16 protein-coding genes are annotated in these 23,550 nt (G+C 75.5%); 5 read left to right on the top strand and 11 right to left on the bottom strand.

Annotation, left to right across the window (positions count from 1 at the left end; all coding sequences use genetic code 11):
* Positions 1-105 precede the first annotated feature (105 nt).
* The 4 genes from IO33_RS45705 to IO33_RS0101335 are packed head-to-tail and all read right to left on the bottom strand — an operon-like array spanning position 106 to position 8,062.
* Positions 106-4,947: an SAV_2336 N-terminal domain-related protein gene (locus tag IO33_RS45705; RefSeq protein WP_051926349.1), complete on the bottom strand. Its 4,842-nt coding sequence runs from the start codon at positions 4,945-4,947 to the stop codon at positions 106-108.
* Positions 4,937-5,950, bottom strand: a complete 1,014-nt coding sequence (locus IO33_RS0101325; RefSeq protein ID WP_031159072.1) for an AAA family ATPase — start codon at positions 5,948-5,950, stop codon at positions 4,937-4,939. The genes IO33_RS45705 and IO33_RS0101325 overlap by 11 nt, the downstream gene beginning before the upstream one ends.
* Positions 5,951-5,975: 25 nt before the next feature.
* Complete coding sequence (locus tag IO33_RS0101330; protein WP_031159074.1) at positions 5,976-7,643, bottom strand: VMAP-C domain-containing protein; 1,668 nt, start codon at positions 7,641-7,643, stop codon at positions 5,976-5,978.
* The gene (locus IO33_RS0101335; protein WP_245235649.1) at positions 7,640-8,062 is read right to left on the bottom strand and encodes a CU044_2847 family protein; all 423 of its coding nucleotides are present in this window, start codon (positions 8,060-8,062) and stop codon (positions 7,640-7,642) included. The genes IO33_RS0101330 and IO33_RS0101335 overlap by 4 nt, the downstream gene beginning before the upstream one ends.
* Before the next feature lie 227 nt (positions 8,063-8,289).
* On the opposite strand from IO33_RS0101335, the gene IO33_RS0101340 reads away from it, so the two are divergent.
* Complete coding sequence (locus IO33_RS0101340) at positions 8,290-11,913, top strand: S8 family serine peptidase (protein WP_031159078.1); 3,624 nt, start codon at positions 8,290-8,292, stop codon at positions 11,911-11,913.
* 15 nt (positions 11,914-11,928) lie between these two features.
* Here the strand turns inward: IO33_RS0101340 and IO33_RS0101345 are convergent, their stop codons facing one another.
* Together IO33_RS0101345 and IO33_RS0101350 are read right to left on the bottom strand one after the other, a co-directional pair.
* Positions 11,929-13,260 (bottom strand): carboxyl transferase domain-containing protein, encoded by a 1,332-nt coding sequence (locus IO33_RS0101345; RefSeq protein WP_031159080.1) that lies wholly within the window; start codon positions 13,258-13,260, stop codon positions 11,929-11,931.
* Positions 13,253-14,740, bottom strand: a complete 1,488-nt coding sequence (locus tag IO33_RS0101350) for an acyl-CoA synthetase (RefSeq protein WP_031159083.1) — start codon at positions 14,738-14,740, stop codon at positions 13,253-13,255. The genes IO33_RS0101345 and IO33_RS0101350 overlap by 8 nt, the downstream gene beginning before the upstream one ends.
* 177 nt (positions 14,741-14,917) lie before the next feature.
* Here IO33_RS0101350 and IO33_RS0101355 point away from each other — a divergent pair, with 177 nt between their 5' ends.
* On the top strand, positions 14,918-15,787 hold the full coding sequence (locus IO33_RS0101355) for an ATP-grasp domain-containing protein (RefSeq protein ID WP_031159085.1): 870 nt from the start codon (positions 14,918-14,920) through the stop codon (positions 15,785-15,787).
* Positions 15,788-15,833: 46 nt separating this feature from the next.
* Here IO33_RS0101355 and IO33_RS0101360 read toward each other — a convergent pair whose 3' ends face one another.
* A complete protein-coding gene (locus tag IO33_RS0101360; protein ID WP_031159088.1) occupies positions 15,834-16,760 on the bottom strand; it encodes a LysR family transcriptional regulator in 927 nt (308 codons plus the stop codon).
* A gap of 114 nt (positions 16,761-16,874) precedes the next feature.
* Between IO33_RS0101360 and IO33_RS0101365 the strand changes: the two genes are divergently transcribed.
* Positions 16,875-17,705 carry an oxidoreductase gene (locus IO33_RS0101365; protein WP_031159091.1) on the top strand — a complete coding sequence of 277 codons (831 nt, stop codon included), beginning with the start codon at positions 16,875-16,877 and terminating at the stop codon, positions 17,703-17,705.
* Between the two features lie 83 nt (positions 17,706-17,788).
* Here IO33_RS0101365 and IO33_RS0101370 read toward each other — a convergent pair whose 3' ends face one another.
* Positions 17,789-18,379 carry a hypothetical protein gene (locus IO33_RS0101370; protein WP_031159094.1) on the bottom strand — a complete coding sequence of 197 codons (591 nt, stop codon included), beginning with the start codon at positions 18,377-18,379 and terminating at the stop codon, positions 17,789-17,791.
* Positions 18,380-18,490: 111 nt separating this feature from the next.
* Here IO33_RS0101370 and IO33_RS0101375 point away from each other — a divergent pair, with 111 nt between their 5' ends.
* Both IO33_RS0101375 and IO33_RS0101380 read left to right on the top strand, forming a co-directional pair.
* Positions 18,491-19,264, top strand: a complete 774-nt coding sequence (locus IO33_RS0101375) for an IclR family transcriptional regulator (RefSeq protein WP_031159096.1) — start codon at positions 18,491-18,493, stop codon at positions 19,262-19,264.
* A complete protein-coding gene (locus tag IO33_RS0101380) occupies positions 19,261-20,109 on the top strand; it encodes an SMP-30/gluconolactonase/LRE family protein (protein ID WP_031159098.1) in 849 nt (282 codons plus the stop codon). The genes IO33_RS0101375 and IO33_RS0101380 overlap by 4 nt, the downstream gene beginning before the upstream one ends.
* A gap of 115 nt (positions 20,110-20,224) precedes the next feature.
* On the opposite strand, the gene IO33_RS0101385 is transcribed toward IO33_RS0101380, so the two are convergent.
* The 3 genes from IO33_RS0101385 to IO33_RS43630 are packed head-to-tail and all read right to left on the bottom strand — an operon-like array spanning position 20,225 to position 23,530.
* Positions 20,225-21,628 carry an FAD-dependent oxidoreductase gene (locus IO33_RS0101385; protein WP_031159100.1) on the bottom strand — a complete coding sequence of 468 codons (1,404 nt, stop codon included), beginning with the start codon at positions 21,626-21,628 and terminating at the stop codon, positions 20,225-20,227.
* A complete protein-coding gene (locus IO33_RS0101390; RefSeq protein ID WP_031159103.1) occupies positions 21,621-22,844 on the bottom strand; it encodes an MAB_1171c family putative transporter in 1,224 nt (407 codons plus the stop codon). The genes IO33_RS0101385 and IO33_RS0101390 overlap by 8 nt, the downstream gene beginning before the upstream one ends.
* A 2-nt stretch (positions 22,845-22,846) precedes the next feature.
* Positions 22,847-23,530, bottom strand: coding sequence for a hypothetical protein (locus IO33_RS43630; protein WP_051926350.1), 684 nt, complete (start codon positions 23,528-23,530; stop codon positions 22,847-22,849).
* Between the last annotated feature and the right edge of the window lie 20 nt (positions 23,531-23,550).

Consider the following 23,550-nt stretch of genomic DNA (forward strand, 5'->3'; position numbering starts at 1 on the left):
GGCGGGCCTCTTCCTGCATCCTGTGCGGAGCCCGGCGGCGGGCGCCTTCTGGAGGGGGCCGGGCGGGGCGCCGCTGAATGGGGGTTCTTCGCGGCCCGTGGCGCGTCACACGCTCTGTGCGGCCCGCAGGAGAGGTAGGAGGCCGTGGGACGTCAGCACGTCGGCAGCCCGGCGGAAGCCGGGGTCCACGTGGACGAAGGGGACCCGGGCCGCCCGGGCCGCCTCCTGTTCGGCGTCGCCGGTGCCGACCATCAGGCACTGCTCCGGTCGGACACCGAGCCGGGCGACGGCCTGCAGGACGCGGTGCGGGTGCGGCATCAGCGGGTGGCCCAGGTCGTCACGTCCGTGCACTCCGCCGGGCAGACAGCCCATCAGCCCGCGCTGCTCCAGGTACCCGGTCACCGCCTCCGTCGCATGGTCGGTGACCACGGCCAGCCGCAGGCCCCGGGCGTCCAGGGTGCGCACCAGCAGGTCGGCGTTGGCCACCGGCTGCGCGGCACGGGCGGCGGCCGTCTCCCGCGTCCGGAGATACCCGGCGAGCTCGCCCGCGGAGACCTCCCCGGCCCGTTCCCTCAGCAGGTCGAGCGGGAGGGAGGAGCCGTCGTCCCCGCGCAGGCGGGTCAGCACCCCGTCGAAGCCGAGGAGTACCGCGTCGGCCGCCCGCAGAGCACCGGCGAGTTCTCCGTCGACCTCGCCCGGGGGCGGGGCCGCCAGGGAGCCGCGGGTCGGAGTGAGGGAGCCCCGCCAGTCGACGGCGTACCCGGACGGGGGGTGAGCGCGCAGCTCCGCCTCCAGCCGGGCGTGGGCCTCGGCCGTGCGGCGCGGCGGGTAGAGCGGCGAGACCATGCCCAGGCAGTCCCGCAGCCGCTCGGTGACCAGGACGGAGGGAACGCGGCCGGACGCCGCCGACACGGCACGCAGCGGGTCCGTGATCCGCCAGCTCGCCTCTCCGGTGAGGGTGAAGACCGGGACACCGTTGACCACCGGACCCAGTTCGGTCACCTCCAGCCGGCGCTCGGTGAGATCCACCTCGTAGTAGTAGGTGTCACCGCTGGGGCGGTTGAGGGTGAACCCGGGGCCGTACGCGGTGAAGACGACGGCTCTCGTCCGGCCGGCGGGGCGGGGCAGCGGCACCTCGCCGGGCAGCCGGAACGGGCCCTGGACGGGCTCGACGGCGTCCGGGGCCGGCGCGTGCGCGAGCGCGTACCAGCCGTCGGCCGGCGTGTGCGGGGTCAGGGGCAGCAGCCGGGGGAGCGCCTGGTCGCCGCGGATCACGGTGCGGGGCGGGTCGAATGCGGCGACGACACCGCCGCGGACCAGTTCGGTGCGCAGGGCGTCGGGGACGGCGACGACGCCCAGGGCACCGGCCGCGTCCCGCACCCGGTCCAGCAGCTCGGCTCCGGGACCGGTGCCTGCGCGGCGGTGGCCGTCCCGGGGCCGCTCGAACGTGACCCGCCAGCGCAGCCCGCCCGTCTCGGCCAGCCGGTCCCGCAGTTCCCGCAGGGTGACGCAGAGCAGGGCGAGCTCCGCCGCCGCGGTGCGCGGCCGCAGGGCGTATCCGTTCCACTCGGTTCGCAGCTCGTAGTCGTCCGGCCCGAGTTCGGCGGCCAGCAGCAGACGCACCACCGCGCGGCCCAGGGCCGGCCGGTCGTCCGCGTCCCCGGGACCGTCCGCCAGCTCGAAGCGGGCCACCGGCCGCAGCGACGGGTCGGACGGCAAGGCGTCCGACGCCTCCGACGCCTCCGACGCGTCCTCCGCGGCGAACAGGCTGTCCGGCACGTCGTCCTGCGGCAGGGGCGCCTCCGCCGCCGTGTCCTCGGGACCGTACAGCAGTGAGGGCAGATCGTCCTCGGTGGGGAAGGAACCCAGCGGCAGCCCGTCGGGGCCCTCCGTGGAGCCGCGGCCGGGATCCGGGTCGTACTCGGGCGGCTGCTCCGCGTCCCCGGGCGCGGCGTCGTCGGCGAGGTCGCCGCGTAGTTCGTGCCCCAGAGCCAGCAGGACGGGATCGTCGCCCCCGGACTCCGCGTACTCCTCGAACACCTCCAGGGCCGCCTCGGTGCGGCCCAGGCGCTGCAGCGCGAGCAACAGCAGACGGCGGTAGTCCTCGCGGGCCGGGTGCGCGCGCAGGAGCGTGGTGAGGTCCGCCGCCGCACGCTCGAACTCCCCTGACTCCAGGTCGAGTTCGGCCCGTTCGCGCTGCAGCGCGAGCTGGAGCTGGAGGAGCCGGGTGCGCGCGGTACGGGCGGCGGGCCCGGGCACGCCGGCGAGCGGTCCGGCACCGCCCCACAGAGCCAGCGCCTCGTCCAGCCGCTCGCGTGCGGCCCGCGGATCTCCCCGGTCCGACAACTCGGTGGCCAGGCGCCGCAGTTCCTCGCAGCGGAGCAGGTCCACATGGTCGGCGCTGGTGTGCAGGGCGTAGCCGTCGGGGAGCGTCGCCAGCGCACCCGGGCCCAGGGCCGCGCGCAGGGCCGAGGCCAGCCGGCCCAGCGCCGCCGTCGCGTCCTCCGGTTCCTCCGCCGGGCTCCACAGGCCGGCCCGCAGCTCGTCGTGGGTGACCTTCCGGCCGTGCCGGAGCAGCAGCATGGCGAGCAGCGCGCGTGCCGCCGGCGGGAACTGCGGGGAGCGACCGGCTACGTCGACGCTCACCGGCCCCAGGAGGACGTAGGAGCGCGGGCGGTACGCCTCCCGGGCCCGGTCCAGCAGCTGATCGTCCAGGAGCGCCGGCACGCCCGCGCTCCGGTGCGGCGTGGACCGCAGGAGGGAGAGGGCCTCCGCGTACGGCCGGCGCACCGGCTCGGGCAGATGGCGCAGCGTGGGTGCCGCACCGGCCCGTGCGCTCCCCGCGGCCAGGTGCAGCATCATCTCGCCCAGCGCCCGCAGGTCCTCGTCCCTCGGCAGGTCCGACGGCAGGACCGGCTCGAACAGGGTGAGCCGGACCGTTCCGTCGGGCAGCAGCACCACCCGGGACATGCCGACGGCGCCGTGCCGGATCCACTGGGCGTGCGCGGCCAGCAGAGCGCGCGCGAGCTGCGCCCCCAGGGACACCGTCAGCGGCGCCGGCAGGTGGTAGCCGTTCGGCGCCGCCAGGGTGTTCAGCGGGATGCCGTCCAGGTGTTCCATGACCACGTACGGGATGTCGTCCTCGATGCCGAAGTCGTGGACGGTCACCACGTTGGGATGGTCCAGCGCCTTCAGCGCCCTCGTCTGCCGCAGGAAGTCCGCGCGCCACGTCCGGTCGGTGACCGGCTCGTGCAGCCGCAGCACCACCGTCCGGTCCGCCGCCGGTTCCCCGGCCAGCCACAGCGACCCGCTCGGGCTCATCCGCCGCAGCAGCCGGTAACGGCCGGCCAGCCCCGGCGGCACCGACGGCGCCCCGCCCCCGGCGAGCCGGCGCACGCTCTCCCGCCGTACCGTCGCGAACGGCTCCCCGTCCGGTGCGGCCCCGCCCGAGCCGTCTGCCACGGGCGCCACGGCGTGGAACTCACCGGGTGCCGCCCCGGCCCGGTCCTCGATCAGGGCGCCCGCCCGGGCCAGCAGGTCGGTCGTGCGGCTGCGGGACGAGCGGGGCAGGCCGCGCAGCAGGAGTTCCCGGACGCCGGGCCGGAAGGCGTAGCTGCCCGCGGGCCCGGGGGCCGTCGTCAGCAGGCCGCTGAGGATGACCTCGGCCAGGTGCTGGGGACGCGGATCGGGCTCGACCGCCCGCTGCACCAGCCGCATGACCGGCAGGTCGGGCCGGCCGACGGCCAGATGGGCGGCCAGCCGGACCGCCTCCGGGGACGACGTCCCCCTGAACCGCAGCACCAGCTCCTCGGCGGAGAGCCGGCCGAGATCGGTGCGGGTCCCGGGGTCCGGGCGGCCGCCCAGCGCCGCCGCCGAGCCCGGGAAGCCGCTGCCGCCGGCCGACGCCAGCAGGGCCGCCCAGTTCGCCAGCCAGCGCGGACCCGCCTCCAGGACGGGCAGCGGGATCAGGCCCCGGGCCGTGAACCGCGCGGGATCGCCGTCGTAGGGGGCGAACGCCAGCGCCGCCGCCGGAGCGGCCGGGAACGGGGCGGTCAGCAGGCCCGGTTCGACCGGCAGCGCGGTGTCCCGCCACAGATGCTCGGGCAGCGGTTGTACGACGGCCACGGGCATCCGGCGGCACCAGCGGCGCAGCGTCGCCTCCCACCGGCTGCCCGCCGGGCCCGGCCGCCACTGCGGGCCCATGCAGTCGCTGATCACGAGGGTGACGGTGCGTCCGTCGGCCGGGGCGTGCGTGCCGTCGCCGTGCACCGTGCCCTCGGCGGTGACACGGAGCGGGCTCACCGTGCGGAAGACGCCCGACTGGGCCACCGCCGTGTGCAGTTCGCGGATCAGGGGCCGCCAGACGGGCATCGTGGGACCCGTGTCGTACGCCAGGTTCAGACGCAGCCAGCGCTCCCGGGCGGGGCGCAGCACGGGCAGCCACCACTCGGGGGACGCGCCGAGGCGGGCGATACGGTCGGCGGTGGCGTGCTCGTCGAGGCGGTGACCGGACGGGGCGTCGGTGTGCCGTTTCAGCGGGCGCAGCGCCCGCTGCAGGCCCAGGGGATGGCGCAGCATCGGTGGCGCGGGCGCCAGCAGCCCGGCGTAGGCGCCCGGCGTGCCGGGGACCGGTGCGGGCAGGTGCAGCGGGGCGCGGGGCGTCTCGCCGGCCCCGGTCCGGGCGGGTGCGGGGTCCGGCGGCGGGGGATGGTGAGGTTCCCGCGCCGGTGGTCCGGGCGGCTCCGGCAGCGGCGGTGCCGCCCCGGGCCCTGCGGGCGGCGGCGCGGTCGTCACCGGACCGCCGTCCACCACCGGCTCCATCTGCCGTGCCAGCCAGAGCAGTTCGGCCATCTGCAGCGGGGTCGGGCGCACGCCGCCCGCCGCCCCGGCCAGGGCGTCGGTCAGGCGGGTGAGCGGGTCCCGGCGGCGGGGACCGTCAGAGGGCATCGGGCTGCCGGTCCTCGCTCAGGTAAGGCATCAGCTGCCGGGCCAGTTCGTCCAGGGAATCGACGGGCAGATCGGCGGAACGGGCCAGGTAGATCGCGTTGAGGAGCTGGTCCGTGGCCAGGTCGCCGCCGCCCACCCGGGACAGGAAGCGGCTGATCAGCGTGTGCGCGTAGGCGTCGGGCTCGCCGTCGAAGTGGGCGCGGACGATGTCCGCCAGCTGCTGGTCGTCCGGCTGCCGCAGCCGCAGCGTCACACAGCGGCGCAGGAACGCGGGCGGGAACTCGCGCTCGCCGTTGCTGGTCAGGACGACGAACGGGAAGGCCCGGCAGCGGACCCGGCCGCGTTCGACCGGGACCCGGTCATGGGTGCCGTCGACCATCACCTTCGCCTTCGGCACGTGCCGGGCGGCGCGGACCAGTTCGGGAATCTCGTACTGCCCCTCCTCCAGCACGTTCAGCAGGTCGTTGGGCAGGTCCAGGTCGCTCTTGTCGATCTCGTCGATGAGCAGCGCGCGGGGCCGGGCGTAGGGCAGCAGGGCCGTGCCGAGCGGGCCGAGACGCAGATGGTCCTCCAGGCCGGACTCCGGGGCGGGGCCGGGCGTGGTCTGGCGGGCCGCGTACAGGCGGGACAGGGGGTCGTACTGGTAGAGGCCGTCGTGCAGGGTGCTGCGGCTGGTGATGTTCCAGCGCAGCACCGGGCCCAGCCTCAGCTCCCGGGCCACCGCGTAGGCCAGCGAGGACTTTCCGGTGCCGGGCGGGCCGGTGACGAGCAGCGGGCGGCGCAGGTAGAGCGCCGCGTTGACCAGCTCGACCGTCTGCGGGGTGGCCCGGTAGGTCTGCGCGCGGTGCGTGCGGTCGGGTGAGGTGGCCGCGGTGTCGGCGGTGTCGGCGGGCGTGTCCAGCGCGGGACCGCCGTCGAACGCCCGCCAGGGCGGGGCGGGCGGCAGCTCGGTGATGCCGTCGTGCGGCTCCTTCGTGCCGGTGTACACGGGCCACAGGGGCATGGGATGCGGTCCTTCTCTCGGCGGTTCAGGCCACGGGGGTGTGCAGGCTGGCAGCGGGCTCGGGGAAGCAGCGCGGGTCGTCCCACAGCAGCTGGACACCTTTCGCCCAGTGCCGTTCGGGTTCCTCCTGTGCCTCGGCCTCCTCCCGCAGCAGCTGGACACGTCTGGGAAGTTCGGCCGGGGCGACGCCCTCCACGTGCGGGGCGAGGGCGTCCAGGAACGCCGTACCGGTGCACGGCGTGGGGTGCCCGGCGGCATCGGGACAGCCCGCACGCGGCCACAGCAGCACGGGCACGGGCATGTTCAGACCCACCTCGAAGTGCTCGGGTACGGCGGCGGGCGGGGCGGTGAAACCCGCCAGGCCCGCGTCCTGCTCGCGCAGGCGTCTGCGCAGGCCCAGGTGCGGGGTGCCGCACTCCACGCGGTGCAGCACCGGCTTGGCGTCCGTCGCCAGCCTCTGCCACCTCTTGCCGAGCTGGTGGCGCAGCCGGGCGCTGTGGTGCCGGGAGCGGTCGGTGACGACCACGGGATGGGCGCAGCCGAGCGGGGTGGAGTCGTCGGCGCTGCACGCCCAGTCCGCCACCGGCAGGTTCAGCAGATCGCGCGGCAGGGCGAAGGCCAGCAACTCGTCCGCGCCGAAGGCGAGTTCCGCGAAGGCCCGGTCGATGCCCCGCTGTATGTACGCCCGCATCCCGGCACGCGGCAGCCGGACCGTGCCCACGGGCCGCCGCCGTCCGTCCCGGTAGGCCGACACCGCGACCGTGACCTGGTCGGGATCGGCGCCGCTGTGGTCGATCTCGACCAGGATCGGCGCCCAGGCGGCGGACGCGGGCGCGGCCGGCGCGGGCCGCTCCAGCAGCTCCGCCAGCCGGCCGGCGAACCGGGTGAGTGCCTCGGCGGCATCCTCGACCTCCCACCGCACATACCCCGCCGCCGCCCGCAGGGAGGCGAAGCCGCCCGGCGGCAGGGGCGGGCCGAAGTCACCGACGGCGTCCACGAACAGCTGGTCCGGTGAGCAGACGAGACCGGCGTCCTCGGCCCTGCGCACCAGGGCGTCAAGGCGCCGCGCCGGATCCTCGGCGGCCGCGTGGCGCGGGAGCAGCCCGGTCAGCGCGGGCCAGTGGCGGGCCAGCACCTCGGTGGGCAGCATCCGGGCGACCAGGACGCCGGGCTCGCTCGCGACCTGCGCGACCATGCCGACCACCCGTCCGTCCGGGAGGGCCGCCGCGGCACCGCTGAAGCCGTGCGTCAGGGGCTGCCCGTGCCCGGCCATCGCCTCCAGCTGCACCCACTCGCCGGCGATGCGGGTGGCGGACCTGGCGCGGTACCAGGCGAGCTGGCCCTCGTCGTAGCCCTCCGGGAAGCCGTACGCCTCCAACACCACATGGGCGAGGGCGGGTCCGGTGTCCTGCGGGGCGAACCGCGCCGGGCTCTGCGGCACCTTCCGGGCCAGTTCCAGGACGGCCAGGTCACCGGGATCGGTGGCGCCGCCCGCCCAGTTGCCGTGCGCGGCCACGTCCGCGGGCAGCCGGCCGAGGTCCGGGCGGTTCGGGAACGACACGGTCAACGTGCCCGCCGCACTGCCCTGTACGACGTGTGCGCAGGTCAGCACGGTGGTGGGCGAGACCAGGAAGCCCGCGCCGGCCACCACGCCCCCGCACTCGATCCGGGCCTGCCAGGACGCACCCGTCATGACCGGGACGCCGGCCCGGGGACGCTCACCACCGATGCGTCCGAGGTGTCCGATGCGTCCGACGGGGCCGCGCCCGCCGACGGCCGCGCGGCCGTACGCTCCGACGACCACCCCAGCCGCACCACCAACTGGCCCTCCGCCGCCCCCTTGGCGATGACCGCACCCGCCTCCGCGGTCAGCTTCACGCCGAACTCCAGCTCGACGGAGTCGGGGCACAGAGCGCCGTCACGGAAGACCCGCAGGGCGGAGTGGGCCGCCGCGCGCACGTTGTCCAGGGCGCCTTCGAAGGTGCGCGTGGCCTGCGCGGCCGGGCCCTCGCCGCGCGAGACGAGGCGGGTGCCGCCGGCGGCCTCCGCGGTCTCCACGACGACCACGGCCCCGTCCTCCGTGGTGAACTCCACCAGTTTGTGCACCGTCATGCCCCCGTCCTCGTGATCAACGACGCCTCCATTGTCGCCGAGCGGAGGCCAAGCCGTGCGTGCTTGCGGACGCACCCGCTGCCGGACGGGCCGGACGACCGCGTCGGCGGTTCACCGCCGAGGCACCTTCCCGCCCGTGTCCGGCAACACTCCGGCGGCACAGCACACATGACACTCGTCCCAGCACGCGATCCACTCGGACAGACACCCGACGAGAAGAGGCGTGGATGACCAGAGGAGCAGGACGAGTCAGACGCGGGGCGGCTCTGCTGGCGGCGGGGCTGGTGGCCGCCCTGCTTCCGGCCGGTCCGGCGGCGGCGTCGGCACACGTGGCCGCGCGCGCCCCCGCCGACGCCGCCGCGGCCACCACCGTCACCCTCGTCACCGGTGACAGGGTGACCGTGACCGACCTCGGGCGCGGGAAGAGGACGGTCACCGTGCGGCGGGCCGAGGGCGCCACCGGCGCCGTACGGACGCAGGTGAGCAACGGCGCCATCACCGTCGTACCCGACGAGGCACTGCCGTATCTGCGGGCGGGGACGCTGGACCGGCGGCTGTTCGACGTGAGCGGGCTGATCCGCCAGGGGCTGACGGATGCCGGGACGGACAGGCTGCCGCTGATCGTCACCTACCGCAGGGGCGCGCGGACCGCCACCCCGGCCGGCACCGAGCGGACCCGGACCCTGACCAGCCTGCACGGGGCCGCGGTCGAGGCCGGCAAGGGGCGCGCCTTCTGGCGGTCGTTCACCCGCCACGACGGCCTCGCCAGGGTGTGGCTGGACGGCAGGGTGAAGGCCGGCATGGCCGAGAGCAACGCCCAGATCGGCACGCCGGCCGGCTGGGACGCCGGGCTCACCGGCAAGGGCGTCACCGTCGCCGTCCTCGACACCGGGGTGGACCTCGGCCATCCGGACCTCACGGACCGGGTGACCGCGACCAGGAGCTTCGTCGACGGTCAGGAGGTCGCCGACCGCGGCGGGCACGGCACGCATGTGACCTCCACCGTCGGCGGCAGCGGGGCCGCCTCCGGCGGCCGGGAGAAGGGTGTCGCACCCGAGGCCGCGCTCGCCGTCGGCAAGGTGCTCAGCGACCAGGGCTCGGGCAGCGAGTCCCAGATCATCGCCGGGATGGAGTGGGCGGCGCGGGACGTGCACGCGAGGATCGTCTCCATGAGCCTGGGCTCGACCGAGCCGAGCGACGGCACCGATCCCATGGACCAGGCCGTCGACACCCTCTCCCGGCAGACCGGCGCACTCTTCGTGGTCGCCGCGGGCAACACCGGCGCCCCGTCCTCCATCGGCTCGCCCGGCGCCGCCGACGCGGCCCTCACCGTCGGCGCGGTGGACTCCGCCGACCGGGCCGCCTACTTCACCAGCGCCGGCCCCCGCTACGGCGACAACGCCCTGAAGCCCGACGTGTCCGCCCCCGGCGTCTCCATCCTCGCCGCCCGCTCCCAGCTCGTCTCCGGCAGCGGCTACTACACCTCCATGAGCGGTACGTCCATGGCGGCACCGCACGTCGCCGGAGTCGCCGCCCTGCTCGCCCAGCAGCACCCCGACTGGACCGGCGCCCGCCTGAAGGACGCGCTGATGTCCAGCTCGAAGCAACTCGACGCCTCCGCCTACGCGCTGGGCGCGGGACGCGTGAGCGTGCCGGACGCCGTCGGGACCGGCGTCACCGCCACCGGCAGCGCCGACCTCGGCTTCCACCGCTGGCCGTACGACGCGAACAAGCCGGTGACCCGGACCGTCACCTACAGCAACTCCACCGGCAGCGCGGCCGAGTTGACGCTGTCCGTGCACGGCGCCCCGGACGGCGTCGCCACCCTGGCCGACCGGGCCCTCACCGTCCCGGCCCACGGCACCGCCTCCACGACCGTCACCGGCGACGGGTCCAGGGCGCCGGCCGGCGAGACCAGCGGGCAGATCGTGGCCGTGGACCGGACCGGCCGCACCGTCGCGCACACGGTGTTCGGGCTGGTCAAGGAGGAGGAGCGGTACACGCTCACCGTCCACGTCAAGGACCGGTCGGGCGCTCCCGCCCCCGCCGACCTCACCGTGCAGCGGCTCGCCGCGGGGGAGGAGACCCAGGCGGTCCGCGTCGGCGGCTCCGGCATCCTCCGGCTGCGCCTCAAGCCCGGCACCTACGCGCTCGCCACCTTCCTGGACGTGCACGGCAGCCATGGCGCCGACTCCCTCGGCCTCGGCTTCCTCACGGCGCCCCAGATCGCCCTCGACCACGACCAGGACGTCACCCTGGACGGCCGGAGACTGCGCGAGATCGAAGCCGGCGTGGACCGGCGCACCGAGACCCGCCAGCTCCTGATGGAGTACGACCGCCAGGCGAACGGCGCCGACCTCTTCGGCGCGGTCCAGGTGCCCCTCACCTACGACAGCGTCTTCGCCGCGCCCACGGCGAAGGTCACCGAGGGCGGCTTCGAGTACCGGACCGTGTGGCGGCTCGCCGAGCCGCAGCTGGAGGTCGCCGGGATCGGCGAGGCGACCGTCCAGCCGGGCGGCACCCTCATCGCGGGCCGGACCAGGCTGCCGCTCGTGGACGCCGGCGACGGCCCCCTCACCGGGGTCGCCGGCAAGGCGGTACTGGCCCGCCTCGCCGACGGCGCCGACCCGGCCGCGCTCGCCCAGGCCGCGCAGGACGCGGGCGCCCGGGCCCTGTTCGTCACGGACGACACGCCCGGCCGGCTGATGGCCTGGTGGGGGACCGACGACAACGCCGGCCGGCCGCTGCAGATCGCCACCGTAGACGCGGCGGACGCCGCCCGGCTCCGCGCGGCCGGCCGGGTCGACATGACCGGCACCGCCGACTCCCCGTACGTGTACGACCTGTCCGAAGGCCACCGGGGCGCGATCCCCGACCGGAGTCTGGTCTACCGGCCCGGCAGGTGTGAACTGGCCGCCGTACGCGTGACGTTCCACGCGGCCCGGCCCGCCGACGGCGGTGAGTTCCGCTACTCCTTCACCGACACCTTCTCCGTCGGCCTCGGCTTCCTGGAACGGGTCCGCCTGCCCGCCGAGCGCACCGACTACGTCTCCACCGGCCCCGGCCAGCGCTGGCACGAGTCCGTGTCGGTCGGCGACGGCACCCTGGAGGAGCGCGGCGGCCTGGCCCGGTACGAGGGCGGTACGCGCCCGGCGCTGCACTGGTTCCGTCCCGTCTGGCACCCGTGGCTCGGCACCGGGCTCGGCTGGGGCCAGCAACGCGCCGGGACCCAGATCCAGTTGAACACCCCCGGCTGGGGCGACTCCGGGCCCGACCACACCGGGTTCGGGGACGTGTGGAGCGAGGACAGCGGCATGAGCCAGACCACCGCCGTCTACCTCGACGGCACCCTGGTCGACAAGCGCACGGGTTCCGCCGCGTACGTCCGGGACGCACCCGCCGACGAGCACGCCTACAAGGTCGTCACGGACACCGTGCTGGACGCGGGACGCTGGACGCCGGCCTCCACGGGGCACAGCGAGTGGACGTTCCGCTCGGCGGCCACGGCGGAGGACCACTGGACGTATCTGCCGCTGATCAACCTCGCCTTCGACATCGGCACCGACCTCGCGGGGACCGTGCGGGGCGGGCGGCGGGTCCCGGTGGGGTTCGGTGCGTCGTACGTGGCGGGGGCCGCCGGGACGGGGACCCTGGGGGCGGGCCGGCTGGCCGTGTCGTACGACGGGGGTGCGACCTGGCGGGCGGTTCCCCTGAAGGGCGGGGGCGCCTCCTGGCGCGGCACGCTGACCGTGCCGCGCGGCGTGTCGTCCGTCTCGCTGCGGGCCACGGCCCACGACGACGAGGGGGGTTCGGTGACGCAGGAGATCGTCCGGGCGGTGGGGGTCCGGTAGCGCTCCCGGGGCGCCTCACACGATCCCCCTGACCACCCCCAGCTCCACCAGGTCCTGCGGTCGGATCCGCAGCTGGCCGGCGGTCGCCTCCACCTCCTGCGGGGGGCGCTTCAGGATCGCGGCCGCCAGTTCCGGGGCGATCACCGAGAAGTAACTGTCCGGGGTGGCCCAGGTGTTGCCCGGTGCGGCCAGTGCCAGGGCTCCGCCGGAGCCGCCCTCGCCGATGAGGAGCGTGGTGATCGGGACCCGGGCCGCGGCCACCGCCCCGAACACCTCCGCGATCGCCGCGCCGGCGCCCTGCCGCTCCGCCTCCGCGTCGTTCGCCGCGCCCGGGGTGTCCACCAGCGTCAGCACCGGGATGCCGAGGCGGTCCGCCAGCCGGATCAGGCGGGCCGCGGTCCGGAAGCCGGCGGGGCGGGTCGCCGCTCCGGTCTGCGCGGCATAGGCCACGGTACGACCGTCCCGCTCGCCGAAACCGCACAGCATCCCGTCGGGATCCGTACCGCCGCACCGGTCACCGCTGAGGTCACGGCGGCGGGTGAAGCAGGCGTCCAGGTAGGCGTGCGCGCGTGGACGCCGGGAGTCGCGGGCCCGCCGGACGGCGTCCCAGCCGGTGGCCGGAAGGCCGACGCCGCCCAGGGCCGCCGGCGGGGCGGGCGCGTCCGTGGCCGGGGACGTGAGCAGGCGCAGCCACGCCCCCAGGGTCTCCTTCAGCTCCGCCGGGGCCACCACCGCGTCCACCGAGCCCGCCGCCAGCTGGGACTCCGCCGTGTACGCGGACGGGTCGGCGTCGGACGGGCGGACGCGGGAGCCGGCGAAACCGACCTGGGCGCCGGGCAGCGCCAGGACGACGTCCGCGCCCGCCCCGAGCGTGGCCCAGCCGCCGCCGGTCGTCGGGTCCCGCGCCACCGCGATCTGCGGCAGCCCCGCCTCCCGGGTGAGCGCCGACTGCCGGGCCACCCGCTGGAGCTGGCTCAGGGCGAGCATGCCCTCCTGCATCCGGCTGCCCCCGGTCGCGATCAACGGCACGACCGGCAGCCGGTGCGCGCGGGCATGGGTGTACGCCGCCTCCAGACGGTCGCCGGTGCGTTCGCCCAGGGAGCCGCCGAGGAAGCCGAACTCGAAGGCGATCAGCACCGCCGGGGTTCCCTCGACACGCGCCGTGCCGCAGACGACCGACTCCTCCTCGCCGGTGCGCGCGGCGGCACGGGCGCGCGAGGCGTCGTACCCCTGCCAGCCGAGGGGTCCGTCGGGGGCCGACTTCCTCGTCGGGTGCGGGAGTTCGGTGAAGGTGCCGGGGTCCGCGAGCAGGGTCAGTATCTCCCGGGCCGCGCGTCGCTCAGCCATCGGCCAGCGCCCGCTTCATGATCTTCCCCATGTCGTTGCGGGGGAGCGCGTCCAGGTAGCGGACGACGCGGGGGCGCTTGTGCGGGGCGAGGCGACGGGCCACGTGGTCCGCCAGCTCCTCGGCCGTGGGCCGCGCTTCGGGGGCGGCGGGGACGATCCAGGCGACGATGCGCTCGCCGAGGTCCGCGTCCGGCTCCCCGGTGACCGCCGCCTCCCGCACGCCGGGGTGCTCCAGCAGCGCGTTCTCGATCTCACCGGCGCCGATCTTGTAGCCGCCGCTCTTGATCAGGTCCGTGGCCTTGCGGCCGACGATCCGGACGTACCCGTCGCTCTCCCGCACCGCCATGTCACCGGTGCGGAACCAGCCGTCGGCGGTGAACGCGGCGGCCGTGGCGTCGGGCCGGTTCAGATACTCGGTGAAGAGGTTCGGCCCGCGCACCTGGATCTCGCCGACGCTCTCCCCGTCGTACGCGGTCAGCGGCGTCCCGTCCTCCTCCACGAGCCGCAGCTCGACGCCCGGCAGCGGGACGCCCACGGTCCCCGCGCGCGGCTCCCCGTCGGCCCGCACGCTGGTGTTCATGAGCGTCTCCGTCATGCCGTACCGCTCGATGACCCGCCGCCCGGTCGCCGCCGCGATCCGCTCGTGGTCGTGCACGGGCAGCGCGGCCGAGCCGGAGACCAGCAGCCGGGCCCGGCCCAGCGCCTCGGCCAGCTTCGGGTCCGTCGGCAGGGCCTCGGCGATGCGGTGGTACATCGTCGGCACCCCGAACAGCATGGTCGCGCCGGCGTTCAGCTCCCGGGCCACGCCGTCGGTGGAGAACCGCCCCAGGTGCCGGACGCAGCCGCCGCGCCGCAGCGGACCGAGGGTGCCCAGCACGAGCCCGTGCACATGGAACAACGGCAGCCCGTGCACCAGCACGTCGTCCGCCGTCCACCGCCAGGCGTCCGCGAGCGCGTCCAGGGTGGTGGCGAGGGCCCTGCGGGGCAGGACGGCGCCCTTGGGCGGGCCGGTGGTGCCGGAGGTGTAGACGATCAGCGCGGGGTCCTCGGCGGTGGCCGTCTCCTGCGGTGCGGCGCCGGGTCCGGCGGACGCGTCGACGTCGATCCGCTCCAACCCGGCGAGGGTTTCGGGCAGTCGGCTGCCCGGTGCGGCCAGCACCAGCTCCGGTGCGCTGTCGGAGACGATGTGCGCGAGTTCCTTCTCGCCCGACTTCGGGTTCAGCGGCACGGCGGCGGCCCCGGCGAGCAGCACGCCCGTCACGGCGACGGCGGTCTCCAGCTCCGGCGTGGCCCACACGGCGACCCGGCCGGCGCCCCGCAGCCGGGCGGCGAGCGCACCGGCGGCCCCGGCCAGCTCGTCGTACGTCAACGACCGTTCGCCGAACCGCAGGGCGGTCCTCCCCCGGACCTCGTCCGGGGGGACCCCCGTCTCGCTGTGCTTGCCCGGACCGTCCGCCAGGGCGGGGAAGAGGGAGGACACGCGGGGCACTCCTAACCGTGGGACTGTCGCTCGACCGTCGGCACCTTCCTACACCAGGAGCCGCCCGCCGGCTCAGGTCCGCGGGGAACCGCGGTGGAGCGCCGTGCTCCCTCGTGCCGGACCGCGACGGTTGTTAGCCTCGCCGTGATCACACCGTCGTACGACAGGGAGTCCGCCGTGCCCCGCATCGCCCTCGCCACCTACGACCCCGGCGCCGAGCCCGGCAAGGACACCGACCTGCCGGAGCTGGTGCGGGCGCTGCGGGCGGCCGGTGCCGAGGCCGAGGCCCGGTACTGGGACGACCCGGACGCGGACTGGGGCCGCTACGACCTCGTCGTCATCCGCTCCACCTGGGACTACAGCTGGCGGGCCGCGGAGTTCGGGGCCTGGGTCGAGCGGGTCGGCGCGCTCACCCGGCTCGCCAATCCGGCGCCCGTGGTGCGCTGGAACACCGACAAGCGCTACCTCGGCGAGCTGGCGGCGGCCGGCGTGCCCACCGTCCCCACGCGCTACATAGCGCCGGGTGAGCCGGCCGGCCTGCCCGACGGCCACGAGTACGTGATCAAGCCGACCTCGGGCGCGGGCGCCCGGTTCGCCGCCCGCTACACGCCCGCCGAGCACGAGCAGGCCGTACGCCACCTCGCCCGGATGCACGCCGAGGGTTTCACCGCGATGGTGCAGCCGTACGTGCGGGGCATCGACGTCAGCGGGGAGCGGGCGCTGCAGTTCTTCGGCGGCCGGCTGCTGCACGCCAGCCGCAAGGGCGCCGTCCTCGCGCCGGGTACCGCGTACGACGCGGACAAGGTGGCGCACCCGGACCTGGAGCCGTGGCGGCCGACGCCGGAGGAACTGGTGCTCGCCGAGAAGGCGTTGGGCGCGGTTCCCGGCGGGGCCGGGCTGCTGTACGCGCGGGTCGACCTGGTGGACGGACCGGACGGGGAGCCTCGGCTGATGGAACTGGAGCTGGTGGAGCCGAACCTGTTTCTGTGGCTGCACCCCGGGTCGCTGGAGCGGGTGGTGGAGGCGGTGCTGGAGGCCGCGGACTAGGGGGTGTTGTTCTCGGCCGCGGCGCCGGCGTGGCCGGTCGCGCGGTTCACCGTGCCCCGGCGGGGCGCTGACGCGCCCGAGTCGTCTCCCGGCACGCCCGCGCATACGCCCGCACCAGCGGCCGGTGGCCGTCCTCCCGCCGCCACGCCAGCGCGTAGCGGCTCGGGCCGATGCCCCGGACCGGGCGCGTGGTGACGCCGCCCAGGGTGATCAGCGGGGCGTTGCCCTCGGCGACCAGGCAGATCCCGAGGCCGGCGAGCAGCGCCTCGTACGTCTCCTCCGCCCCGGAGATCTCCGCGCCGATCCGGGGCGGCCGGCCGCCCCGGGCGTCCAGCGCGAGCCAGTGGTCCCGCAGCCGGCCCGCGCTCCGGGGCAGGGCCAGGAACGGCTCGTCCAGCAGGTCGGCGAAGTCGATCCCGGTGCGGGCGGCGAGCGGGTGGGACTCGGGCAGGGCGAGCAGCCGGGGTTCCTCGGCGACCACCGTCCAGTCGTAGCGTTCCTCGTCGGGCAGCGGCAGCCAGACGAAGGCGACGTCCGCCGTGCCGTCCGCCAGGCCCGCCGTCGGGTCGTCCCAGCTCATCTGGCGCAGCCGGACCGTGACCGCGGGATGCGCGGCCGTGAACCGGGAACGGACGGCAGGCAGCAGCCCGCCCCGGCCCGGACTGGTGCTCATGCCCACCACCAGCGTGCTGCGCTGGGCCGCCCCGGCCGCCTCGACGGCCGCCGCGCCCGCCTCCCACGCGGCCAGCACCTGCCGGGCGTGCGGCAGCAGCGCCTCACCGGCGTCCGTCAGCGCGACGCCGTGCCGGTCGCGCCGGAACAGTTCCGCCCCCAACTGCCGCTCCAGCGCCCGGATCTGCTTGCTCAGCGCGGGCTGGGAGACGTACAGCCTCTCGGCGGCGCGCGTGAAGTGGAGTTCCTCGGCGACCGCGACGAAGTAGCGCAGATCCCGGGCGTGCACGTCGATGGTCATAGCCGTTGGTTATCACCGTGGGTCTTGGACGGGCAACGGCTCGCGGCGGCAGTCTGGTGTCCGCGACGGAGGCAACCGAGACACACGGACACGAAGAGAGCGGCGGGAGTCCTGATGAACAAGGTGTGGCTGGTGACCGGGGCGAGCAGCGGTTTCGGGCGGGCGATCACCGAGGCCGCCGTGGCCGCCGGGGATGTGGTGGTCGGCGCGGCCCGGCGCCCGGAGGCACTGCACGACCTGGTGGCCGCTCATCCCGACCAGGTGGAGGCGCTGCGGCTGGACGTCACCGACCTGGCCGCGGTCGAGGAGGCGGTCCGGGATGTCGTGGCCCGGCACGGGCGGATCGACGTGCTGGTCAACAATGCGGGGCGCACCCATGTCGGAGCCGTCGAGGAGACCACCGACGACGAGCTGCGCGCCCTGTTCGACCTGCACTTCTTCGGACCGGCGGCGCTGGTCCGGGCGGTCCTGCCGCACATGCGGGAGCGCCGCTCCGGCGCCGTCGTGCAGATGAGCAGCATGGGCGGCCAGATGTCCTTCGCGGGCTTCGGGGCGTACAGCGCGACGAAGTTCGCCCTGGAGGGCCTGTCCGAAGCGCTCGCCGACGAGGTGCGGGAGTACGGCGTCAAGGTGCTCGTCGTCGAACCGGGCGCGTTCCGGACCTCGCTGTTCGGCACCGGCCGCGCCGGGGTCAGCTCCGACAGCGGGGTGTACGCCAAGGTGGCCGAGACCCGCGGCTTCGTCGAGGGCGGCGACGGCACCCAGCCCGGCGACCCGGCCAAGGCCGCGGCGCTCGTCCTGGCCGCGCTGGAGGCCGAGCACACCCCGCTGCGGCTGCCGCTCGGGGAGGACGGGGTGAGCGCCGTCCTGGCCCATCTCGACCAAGTCCGCGACGACGTCACGGCGTGGGAGAAGCGCACCCGTGCGACGGCCTTCGACGCCTGACCTGGCTTTCACGCCCGTCCTAGGCCCTGTCGTCGAACTCCCTCCTGCCCTTCGGGCGGACGGCGGGAGTTCGACGACAGGGCCTAGCTGATCACGGCCGTCCTCTGGAGCAGGCCCCAGGTGAACTCGGCGACCACCTCGTGCCGTACGCCGTCCCGGTCGGGGGCGGTGAAGGCCAGCCCCCAGCGCGTCGGGGCGGTGCCCTCCAGCGGGCGGGCCGGGGCGAAGGCGCGGGCCACCTCGTCCACCGTGCAGGACCAGGGGACGAGGTCGTCCAGGGTCGCCGGCTTCGGGGCCACGGCACCCGGCGCGCGCACCAGCCACTCGTTCCAGACCGCCCCGTCCGGCCCGACCAGCACCTCGAAGCGCAGGCCGGGCCAGAGGGGCAGGGCCCAGCGCCGGGCCTCGCAGTCGACGTCGCCGAGGCGGCGCGGGAGGACCGACTCGGGCTCTCCCAGCACCGAGCGGTAGCGGGCGGCGGCGGACCGGGCCCTGGGCGAGCGGACCATCGCCTGCCAGCGCTTGTTCGCCTCCCGCATGTCCTTGACCGAGGCGCCCAGCTCCCGCCGGGCGTCCTCGACCAGATCCGGATTGTGGTCGGCCATGCGGCGCAGCAGCACCAGCTGGAAGTCGACATACATGGCACCCATGGTGCCCGGCGCGTTCCCGCCCATTGCCCGCGTACCTGTCCATGACTAGCCTGTGTTCGTCATGCCGATCGCCTGTTGATATCTCGAACACCGAGGTGGCCAACGGGCGCCTAGACCCAAGGGAGGGGGCCGGACGTGGGACGCCTCGTGCCTGCCGTGACCCGGGCTCTCGACATTCTTGAGCTGTTCCTCGACGGGGACGGGACGCTCTCCGCCCCCGACATCGTGCGCAGGCTGCAGCTGCCGCGCACCACCGTGCACGAGCTGGTCACCACGCTCGCCGCACGGGCCTACATCGTGCAGGTGCCCGGTCAGCCCGGACGCTACCGGCTCGGCGTACGTCCGTACCAGCTCGGCAGCCGCTACGCCGAGCAGCTCGACCTCGCCGCCGAGGGCCAGCAGGTGGCCCGCTCGGTCGCCGAGACCTGCGACGAGACGGTGCACGTGGCGATCCTCGAAGGCACCGACGTCATCTACATCGCCAAGGTCGACTCCACGCACGCCGTCCGCATGGTCTCCGCGGCCGGCCGCCGCCTGCCGGCCCACTGCACCTCGGTGGGCAAGATGCTGCTGGCCTCGCTGCCTGAGCAGGAGCTGGCCGCACGGATCCCGGACGACGCCGAGCTGACCGCGATGACCCCGAACAGCATCACCGCACCCGGTGTGCTGCGCGAGGCGCTGGCGGAGATCCGGCAGCGGGGCATCGCGGTGGAGAGCCGCGAGTCCAACCCGGACGTGAGCTGTGTGGCCGCACCGGTGCGCGACCGCACCGGCCAGGTCGTGGCCGCCCTCTCCATCTCCGTGCCGATGATCCGCTGGAGCGACGAGCGCCGGGCCGAGCTGGAGCAGCTGGCGGCCAAGGGCGCGGCGGAGCTGTCCGAGCGGCTGGGCCACCGGGGCGCGGCGTGAGCGCCGGATACGAGGTCGCCGTACCGGCCCGGGCGGAGCTGGGTGAGGGCCCGACCTGGGACCCGGCGACGGGCCGGCTGATCTGGCTCGACATCCTGGGCATGCGCGTCCACACCTACGACCCCGCGACGGGCCGTCGTACCTCGCGGACGACGGAGCAGCACGTGGGCGCGGTCAAGCCCCGTACGGGCGGCGGCCTGGTGCTCAACCTGCGGGACGGCGTGGGCCTGCTGGACCCCGACGGCGCGTTCCGCTGGCTGCACCACGAGCCGGTCGCCGGCCGCCGCGCGAACGACGCCGCGGTCGCGCCGGACGGCTCGCTGTGGGCGGGCACGATGCGCTACGACGAGGCGGCGGGCGGGGGCACGCTGAGCAGGCTGACCGGCGACGGGACGCTGGAGACGGTCCTGCCCGACGTCACGATCAGCAACGGCACGGGCTGGAGCCCCGACGGGCGCCTCCTGTACTACGTGGACACCCCGACCCGCCGGGTGGACGTCTTCGACCACGACGGCGGACGGGTCCACGGGCGCCGGCCGCTGGTGGAGATCGAGGAGGGCGCGGGATTCCCCGACGGCCTGACGGTCGACGCGGACGGGTGTGTGTGGGTGGCGCTGTGGGACGGGGGAGCGGTGCGGCGGTACACGCCGCGCGGCGAGCTGGACCGGGTGATCAGTGTGCCCGCGGCGCGGACGACCGCGTGTGCCTTCGGCGGCGCGGACCTGACCGACCTGTACATCACGACGGCGCGCGTCGGCCTGACGGCCCCGCATCCCCTGGCGGGGTCCCTGCTGGTGATCCCGGGGGCGGGCCAGGGCCTGCCCCAACCGGCGTTCCGGGGCTGACCCGGAAGGGGCTCACTCGCGCGGGCGGGCTGCCCCGAAGGCCGGCGGCCCGCGGTTCCCCGAGGGGCGCGGAACCGGGCGATGCGCTCTCACCGGACCGCGGCCGGACGACGGCCTACAGGACCCCCGCCGCCTTCTGCTCCTCCGCGGTCAGCGGAGGCCCCGCCAAGGGGGGTCGCAGCGGGCCCAGCGCCGCGGCGACCAGCACGCTCGGCGTCAGGAGGACCTGCGCCCCCCGCTCCAGTGACGTCACGTCGGTGACCCGGCGGGCGATGCGCCCGTTGCCCGTCGCCGTGCGCATCAGGCGGTCGACGTAGGCGGACAGGAGCCGGTCCCGCACGGTCGGGCCGGAGGCCGTCGCGCCCGGGTAGAACACGTCCTGGCCGAGGGCCAGGTCCCACGCCGCGCGTACCGGCCGGGCGGCCGCCCGCTGCACACGGCGCGCCAGCCCCGGCGTGCCCCAGCCGTGCCGCCGCAGCACCGCGCGCAGCCGCACCGCACTCTGCGCGGCGGCGGCCAGACCATGGCCGTACACCGGGTTGAACACGGCGAGCGCGTCGCCGAGGACGGCGAAGTTCTCGGGCCACGCCGGCATCCGCTCGTAGAAGTGCCGGCGGTTGACCGTGGAGCGGGTCACCGAGACGTCGGACAGCGGCTCGGCGCGCTCCAGCAGTTCGCCCAGCAGCGGATGCCGCAGCTTCTCGCGGGCGAAGGGGATGAAGTCCTCGTTCGCGGCGGAGGGTTCGCCGCCCCGGGTGCCGGTCAGGGTGACGATCCAGCGGCCGTTCTCGACGGGGAGGAGGAAGCCCGAGCGGCCCGGGCCGTCGCCCCGCGGATCGGACTGCAGGTTGACCACCGGGAAGTCCTCCCGGGCGGCCTCGGGGGCGAGGAAGAGCCGGCTGGCGTACACCACGCCCGGGTCGATCTCCCGGCACTCCGGTGCGGGCAGCCCGAGGCCGGCCAGCCAGTGCGGGGCCCGGGACCCGCGCCCGGTCGCGTCGATCACGAGGCCGGCCGCCAGGGTGCGTTCGGCGCCGTCCCGCCCCCGGATCCGTACGCCGGTGACCGCGGCGCCTGTGCCGGTGAGGCCGAGGGCCTCGGCCGTGTCGAGGAGTTCGATCCGCTCGTCGGCGAGCACCCGCGCGCGGATCGTGGCGTCCAGCAGGTCCCGGCCGGCCAGGAGCACATGATGGGACTCGGGCCAGCGCCGGAACCAGCCCTGCGCGGACAGCGCGACCACACCGGTCGTGAACGGGTGCCGGCGGCCTCCGGCGGCCTTGAGCGCCTCGGTGAGCCCCGGCAGCAGCTCCTCCACGGCCCGCACCCCGCCCGACCACAGCATGTGGGCGTGCCGGGCCTGCGGCAGGCCCTTGCGGGGCGCGGGGCCCTCGGGCAGGGCGTCGCGTTCCACCACCACGACCCGGTCGGCGAACTCGGCCAGGGCGCGTGCCGCGAGCATGCCGGTATGGGATCCCCCCAGCACGACGGCGGTTCTTTCGGGGGAGGGGCGTTCACTCATGCGCGGGCACGCTCTCTGCCGGGGCGGCCGCGCGGGCGCGTACCGCCGTGATGTCGTCGGGGTGGCGGAGGGCTTGGGACACGGCCTGGATCTCCTGCAGCAGGTACGTCGTGTCGGGGCCGGACGGGGAGCCGGCGCCGTCGGTCCGCGGCGGCCGGCCGCCGCCGGCCGCGTCCAGCAGGGTCACGGCGGCGGCGAGGGCCCTGGCCCGGCCGGGTTCGAAGCCGAGGGCGAGGGCGGCCTCGTACGAGCGCCCGCGCAGGTCCTCGTCGAGGTGCCGGGACAGTTGCAGCAGCGCGTCGCGGATGAAGGTCTCGCGGCGGATCAGGCGCAGTTCGGCGGGTGCGTGCGGGGCGAAGGGCGCGCGCTCGCCGGTGACGGTCCGCGTCAGCTGGTAGAGGGGGCCGAGGCCGCGGTGGCGCAGGCGGACGTGCCAGCGCTCGTGCAGGTACTGGCCGACGTGCGGGACGATGAAGCCCACCGCGACCAGGGTGGCGGACACGCACGCGCCCGCCGGGGCCACATTGGTGCTCAGCCAGTCCAGGTCGTGTCCGGTCCACCGGGCCACGACGGCCGTGAGCTTGGCCGCGTCGAAGAACAGGTTCGTGGCATAGCCGACGCCCAGCAGCCCGAGCCCCCAGCGCAGCCACGCGTCGAGTCCGTCGGTGCGGATCCAGTTCCAGATCAGCCGGGCCGTGATCGAGCACGCCACGGTGTGCGCGACGAGGTAGAGCAGGATCTCCTCGCGCATGAAGGGGGTGGTGGCGTAGTACGTGTCGAGGTCCCGCAGCCGTTCCTCGGGTACGTCCGCGAGCGCGAACAGCACCCACAGGGCCGCCACCACGCCCGCGTAGATGCTGACGACCCAGCGGGTCACCCGGCGGGTCTGCGCGGAGCGGTCGGATCGTCCGTTGCGCCAGGCGATGATCAGCAGCAGCCAGGACGCGCAGAGCGCGGTGAGCAGGGAGTACACCAGGGGCGCGGAGATGTTCGGCACCCCGGTGACCCGGTTCGTCCAGGCGATGGTCCGCGGGGCCGCGAAGACGAACACCGCGCAGGCGAACAGCAGCAGACCGCCGACGGCGCGCAGCATCGGATCCCGCCACATCTTGATGATGCTGGGCAGCTTGATCATCAGGGCGGCGGTCAGCACGGCCGTGGGGATCCAGAAGGAGATGGAGACCTCCCCGAGGAAGCCCGAGGAATCGAGCGCCAGCCTCACCGCGTGGTTCCTCCCTTTCCAGGCGCCCGGTTCGCCGCACCGGCGCGCCCCTTCGGCTCACCCGGTTGCGTGCGCCCGCGATACCCGAGGGTCCGTTGCACCGGGTTGAGGGCCTGCGGCGCCGGGGCTGGGTGCGCGGCGGAGCCGGAGCCGGCGACGTGCGGCCGGAACAGGGCGGCCAGGCGGTGCCCGAAGTCGTCGGCCTCGGCCTCGTCGGCCTCGCGGGAGCCGTTGCGGGCGGCCACCGTCAGCGGCACGTCCTGCCAGCCGGGCCCGTCGGCGAGCGCGCGGGCCGCCGCGTCACCGGCCAGGTGGGGGTGCCGGTGCCCGGCGTGCAGGTGCCACAACTCGTGGCCGAGGATCACCAGTTGCTGCACGGCCTCGGCCCGCTCCTCCACGATCACCAGGTCGAAGTCGGCGAACTCCAGCCACAGCCCGGTGACCTCGATCTCGTCCGGGAACCGCTCGAAGCGGAGTTCCACCGGCCGTCCGCCGCGCAGTGCGCTCATCTCCTCGCACACGGCCCGGCACACCTCCCGTACACCGTCCGGCGTGGTGGGCCGGGCGCGGACGGCGGTGGCGAGGTCGCCGGCCAGTGAGCGCATCGCCGAGCCGGGACGGGAGCGCCGCAGCCGTGCGGAAAGGCGTGTCGCCCGTTCACGCGCGCCCGCGATGCTCATCGGTCCCCCTTCTGCCGGTC

The sequence above is a fragment of the Streptomyces durhamensis genome (assembly GCF_000725475.1).
In the GTDB taxonomy this organism is placed as follows: Bacteria; Actinomycetota; Actinomycetes; order Streptomycetales; family Streptomycetaceae; genus Streptomyces; species Streptomyces filipinensis.